This window comes from Nocardia sp. NPDC060220 (genome assembly GCF_042727815.1).
Classification (GTDB): Bacteria; Actinomycetota; Actinomycetes; order Mycobacteriales; family Mycobacteriaceae; genus Nocardia.
The window spans coordinates 1-5422 of the sequence record NZ_JBHWZY010000098.1 but is presented as its reverse complement, the minus strand read 5'-3'; the positions used below and the strand labels follow the sequence as shown (position 1 = coordinate 5422).

Below are 5422 nucleotides of genomic sequence, written 5' to 3'. Positions count from 1 at the left end.
CAGATGGAGACCTTCCTGACCGTGCTCGCCGAGTTCGGCGCCTACCCGGCGGTGGGGGGGGGGGGGGGCGACCCCGAGCGGCCGGGCCGGGCGGCCCCCCCCCCCCCCACGACAGTGTCGGGCCTGGACAAAGGTGCGGACGGAATCGGCATCGCGGACACTTTCGGTGTTTCGGAGGTATTGACCCAGCAGTGTGCGCACTTTAACACCGGCGCGTGACACGTCGGTGGAAGCGATCCCGCTGTGCGACGGTGCCAGTCGGGCCGTGTGCCTGTAGGGTCTGGTCCTCGTGGTGGAAAGTAGAACCCCGTCCCGTCGTTCCGTCTATATCTGGGGCTTGATCACCTCCCTCGGAGTGATCGCGGGCTATGGTGCGGTTCTCCTGGCCAACGTTCGGCACTTCTATACCGACGACACCGAATCGCAGTACGTCCCGCTGTGGGTGATGCTCGGCAACCGGCTGCGCAACGGTGATCTGCCGGTGATGGTGCCCGAGCACTGGATGGCCGGGAACTACTCGATCGAGGAAGCCGGGCTGCTGAATCCGCCGCAGCTGCTGATCGATCTCATCGCGCCCTCGGTGGACAACCTGGTGCTGTACGCGACCGTGGTGAAGCTGATCTTCGCGATCGTCCTCGGACTCGGCGTCTACCGGATCTGCCTGGCCTACGGCTCCCGGGTGCAGTGGGCGGCGCTGGCCGGGGTCTCGATTCCGTTCACCGGCTGGTTGCTGTTCTTCGACGAGGCCAGCTGGATGACCGCCTTCACCGGCACCGCGTGGATGGTGCACGCGTGGGCGTCGGGCGTGCGCTACTCGCGCGGTCGCGGCGGGCCGATCCCCGTGTTCGTGTATCTCTACCTGGCGATTTCGGTGCAGTACATCTTCCCGGCGGTGGAAGCCGGCCTGATGATCGGCGCGGTCGCGGTCGGTGAGCTGATCTACCAGCGGACCTGGCGCCCGTCGCTGAAACTGCTGACGGTGGCCGGCTTGGCGGCGCTGGCCGGAGCGGCGACCTACCTGCCGAGCATGCTGTCGGCGAAGGTCACCTGGCGTGGCACCGCTCAGATCAACAACGACATGTTCCTCACGGTGCCGTGGTCGGAATCGCTGAACGCGAGCCTGCCCTCGACCCTGCCCGCGTTCACCTCGTGGTGGGGTTACGTCCAGCCGCTGCCGGTGGTCTACATCGCCTGGTTCCTGATTCCGGCCTTGGCGTTCATCGACTGGGGCAAGGCGCGCGCGGCCTGGCGCGAACTCAGCGGCATCGGCCTGTTCGCGATCGCTGCGCTGATGTGGACGGCCGGCCCCGGCACGATCGGCCCGCTGCGCTGGCCCGCCCGCGTGCTGCCGATGGTGGCGCTGGGTCTGCTGCTGCTGGTGTGCGTGCTGCTCGGGCGGTTCGCGACCTTCAAGGACTGGCGTGCGCGGGGTATCGCGGCGGCCGTGCTGATCGGGCTGCTGTGGGTGCGCTCGTTCTCCGCCGACCCACACAACTGGATCGCGCATGTGATCGCCGCGCTGGCCATCGCCGCGCTCGGGGCCGCGCTGGTGTGGCTGGCGGTGAACAAGGGGATCTCGGCGGCGGTGGCGCTGGCGATCATCGCGGTGTCCCCGATCGCGTATGTCCAGGTGGAACGGGCACAGCCGACGCCGATGAGCTGGAATCTGCCCAGCGATCGGGCCGCGGCGCGCGCGGCGTTCCCGGAATTCGCGGGGACCACGCTGCAGCTCGGCGATCGCGCGCTGATCCAACCGGGGGAGCGCACCCTCGACGGTGCCTACGGCTCGCTGGTGTTCGGCAACTACGCCAAGGACATCGAGCGCACCTATGTCAGCGGCTATACCCCGAACGGTCACTTCTGGTTCGGCGACATGCTCTGCATGCGCTGGGACACCAGCGTGTGCCCCGACGCCTACCGCCGCGCGTTCGCGGTCGAGCCGTCGACGGGCAAAACGGTCGTCGATCTGATGAACATCGACCGGGTGGTGCTGCAACGCGCGCTCTACCCGGCCGCGCGGACCGAGCCCGCGCCCGAGGGGTGGAAGTGGGTCGACTACCCCGGCCACGAGAACTACATCTCGGTCCTCGAACGTGCGGACGGCCTGATCTCCACCCGCAACGGCCGGATCTCGGCGGTCGAGAACGCCACCGCGGTCTCGACCTCGGAAAGCGATACGACGAGCCGGGTCACCGTGAGCTCGGCGGCCGGTGGCCGCGTCGTGTTCGCGCGTCTGGGCTGGCCGGGCTACCGGGTGAGCCTCGACGGCAAGGACATCCCGTTCAAGGTCGTCGCGAAGAGTTTCGTCGCGGTCGACATTCCGGCCGGGACGAAGAACGGCGATCTCGAGCTGACCTGGCGTCCGCCGGGCTGGAAGATCGGCGGCGCCGCGATCGGCCTCGGGCTGCTCGGACTCGCGGTGTTCCAGTGGCTGTACGTGCGTGGGCGTAAGCCCGACGACGAGGAGCTGGACGCCCCGGCGGCGGAGTCGATCGCCGCCGACGACACCGCGCTCGCGAACGCGGTGCGATGACCGCCGAGGCGGCGGGCGGCGTGCTCGAGACACCGGGCCCGCTGCTGCGGATCGTGAAACGTCAGGAGCTGGCGTTCGCGATCGTCGGCGGGTTCAACACCCTGCTCGGCATGGCGCTCGTCGTTTTCTGGCTGCAGGTGCTCGGCGACGGCAGGCCCGGTCTGGCCGTTGTCGCTGCCTACGCGGTGAGCACGGTCGTCGCGTTCGTGCTGCACCGCACCCTGGTGTTCCGCGTGCACGGCCATCTCCTGCGTGACTTTCTCGCGTTCTGTGGGGTCAACGCCGGTGGTCTGGTGCTCAACGTGATCCTGGTGGAACTGGCGGTCACCGGCCTCGGGTTTCCCGCCGCCCCCGCCTCGGTGATCGTCATGGGTCTGGTGGCGGTCGTGAGCTTCTTCGGACACCGCTACATCTCGTTCCGCCGGGCGCGGTAGGTTAGGCACATGGCGCACGAATCCACCATCGACGCAACCCTGCTCGGCCTGCTGGCCTGCCCCCAGGACAAGGGTCCCCTGCAGCTGGTGCGCACCGAAGCCGATGTGAGCGTGCTCTACAACCCGCGTCTACGTCGCGCATACCCGATCGACAACGGCATCCCGGTGCTGCTGATCGACGAGGCCCGCGACGTCTCCGACGCCGAGCACGAATTCTTCGTCGCCGAATCCTGATCGGCCCATTCGGCAGCTTCCCCACCGCTCCCGAATCGGAGTTAGGCTTACCTTAGTTCGTGTTGAGGTGCTGACCCGATCAGGAAAGAGTGCGTCCGATGGCTGATGACGTCGCATTGAGCGGCATTCCGCTGACCATGCTGTGGACCCTGCACAACCGTGGTGCGGAGGTGAAGCGCGCCGACGCGGTCCTGACCGATCCGGACTGTGAACGCCTCTACGACACCATCGATTTCGACTACACGCGGACCTTCGGCGAGCCCGACGGCACCCACGCTGTACGTTCGGCCCGCTTCGATGAAGCACTGCGGCCGTGGCTGGCCGCGCATCCCGGCGGGACCGTGGTGGAACTGGCCGCCGGGCTCGAGACCCAGTTCCAGCGGTGCGATGACGGAGCGGTGCGATGGTTGTGCGTCGATGTGCCCGAGGCGATCGAGATCCGCACTCGATTCCTGCCGCCGACGCCGAGGTGTGCGTATCTGCCGATCAGTGCGCTGGATCTGACCTGGCTCGACCACGTCGACCCCGAGCGCGGTGTCTTCGTCACGGCGCAGGGGCTGTTGATGTACTTCGCGCCCGACGACGTGCGCCGTCTGGTCGCCGCGATTCTCGAACGATTTCCCGGCGTGGAGCTGATGTTCGACACGATCCCGCCGTGGTTCTCCCGCAAGACCGTGCGCGGGTTCCACACGACGCCGGACTACACGGCGCCGCCGATGCCGTGGGGGATCGAGCGCAGCAAGATCGCGGCGCTGCTGCGGTCGTGGAGTCCGGCGGTCGGCGAGGTGACGGTGAGCTCCTACGGTCCCTCGCACGGTCCGCTGGCCGCGACCCTGCCGATCTTCGGCGCGTTGCCGTTGCTGCGCGATGTGCCACCGGCGATCGTGCGGGTGAGGTCGCGCTGAATCACCAACTGCCGGTCTCGATCTCACCGGTCAGGTAGCGCTGTACCACGGGGCCGACGGCATCGACCACGGCATCGATCGGCATCGAGGCCAGCGGTTCCAGTGCGATGATCTTGCGGGCGGTCAGGACCCCGATCATCTGGGATGCCGCCAGCGAGACCCTGGCGCGACCGTCGTCGTCGGCGGTGGCGATGCGCACCCGGACCCGTTCCAGCACCACCTGGAGCAGGAACGTGCGCGCGAGATTCTGATCGCCGCCCGCGAAGATGCTGCGGACCATGGCCACGATGCCGGGTCCGGCGGGGGAGTCCCACACGGTGACGACCGCGCGCACGATCGTCGCGCCGAGCTCGGCGATCGGCGCGGCGTCGACGGCTCTGAGCGTGGTGTCCGGGTCGACCGGGAAGTCCACGGCGGCGGCGAACAGCTGCTGCTTGTTGCCGAAGTAGTGGTGCACCAGCGCCGGGTCGACATCGGCATCGGCCGCGATCGCGCGGATCGAGGTCTTGTCGAACCCGGCGCCGGCGAACCGGACCCGCGCCGCGTCGAGGATCGCCAGCTTGGTGTCGGCGTTGCCCGGCCTGCGTCCGGTGCGCCCGGATTTCGCTGTGCCGGCACCGGATTCGCCGTCACTCATCGTGGATCCTCTCGTCGGGTCTTGTTCGCTACGGGGTGCGTCGACGCAGAGTAGCCGCGGCGAGGCCGAGCGCCACCAGCGCGAACCCGGCGACGACGGCGATATCGCGCCACATCGCAGCTGTCGGCTCCGCGTGAACCGACACCTGCTGGAGCGCGTCGACCGCGTAGCTCAACGGCATCACATTGCTGATCGCCTCGAGCCAGCCGGGCAGCCGGTCGCGCGGTACCAGCAGCCCGCACAGGAAGATCTGTGGCGCGACGATCACCGGCATGAACTGCACGGCCTGGAATTCGGTGCGCGCGAACGCACTCGCCAGCAGGCCGAGCCCGACGCCGCACACCGCGTCGACCATCGCGATCAGCATGACCCAGCCCGGGCTGCCCGCGGCGGTCAGTCCGAGCAGCCAGAACGCGACCACGCAGGCGACCGCGGCCTGCGCGGCGGCGGCGAGGGAGAACGCGCTGCCGTATCCGGCGAGCAGGTCGAGCTTGCTCAGCGGTGTGGTGAGCAGTCGTTCGAGGGTTCCCGATGTGCGTTCGCGCTGCATCGCGATCGCGGTGATCAGGAACATCACCATGAACGGCAGGATCCCGAGCATCGTGATGCCGACCCGGTCGAACATCGTCAGCGGGGCGTGCGGCGGGCGCGGTGCGTCCTGGTAGATGAAGTACAGCAG

7 protein-coding genes are annotated in these 5422 nt (G+C 68.4%); 5 read left to right on the top strand and 2 right to left on the bottom strand.

Annotated elements, in window-relative coordinates:
• From ACFWF3_RS07720 to ACFWF3_RS07700, 5 genes are all read left to right on the top strand, one after another.
• The coding region (locus tag ACFWF3_RS07720) for a hypothetical protein (protein ID WP_379312936.1) at positions 1–219 on the top strand (219 nt) is incomplete at its 5' end.
• A gap of 73 nt (positions 220–292) precedes the next feature.
• Complete coding sequence (locus ACFWF3_RS07715) at positions 293–2533, top strand: hypothetical protein (RefSeq protein ID WP_379312935.1); 2241 nt, start codon at positions 293–295, stop codon at positions 2531–2533.
• Positions 2530–2967, top strand: a complete 438-nt coding sequence (locus tag ACFWF3_RS07710) for a GtrA family protein (protein ID WP_378994263.1) — start codon at positions 2530–2532, stop codon at positions 2965–2967. Before ACFWF3_RS07715 ends, ACFWF3_RS07710 begins: the two co-directional genes overlap by 4 nt.
• A gap of 9 nt (positions 2968–2976) precedes the next feature.
• Complete coding sequence (locus ACFWF3_RS07705) at positions 2977–3201, top strand: Trm112 family protein (RefSeq protein WP_378636876.1); 225 nt, start codon at positions 2977–2979, stop codon at positions 3199–3201.
• 98 nt (positions 3202–3299) lie between these two features.
• Positions 3300–4106, top strand: coding sequence for a class I SAM-dependent methyltransferase (locus tag ACFWF3_RS07700; RefSeq protein WP_379312933.1), 807 nt, complete (start codon positions 3300–3302; stop codon positions 4104–4106).
• Between the two features lies 1 nt (position 4107).
• Here ACFWF3_RS07700 and ACFWF3_RS07695 read toward each other — a convergent pair whose 3' ends face one another.
• Together ACFWF3_RS07695 and ACFWF3_RS07690 are read right to left on the bottom strand one after the other, a co-directional pair.
• Positions 4108–4743, bottom strand: a complete 636-nt coding sequence (locus tag ACFWF3_RS07695) for a TetR family transcriptional regulator (protein ID WP_378994267.1) — start codon at positions 4741–4743, stop codon at positions 4108–4110.
• Positions 4744–4771: 28 nt separating this feature from the next.
• The coding region (locus ACFWF3_RS07690) for an ABC transporter permease (RefSeq protein WP_379312932.1) at positions 4772–5422 on the bottom strand (651 nt) is incomplete at its 5' end.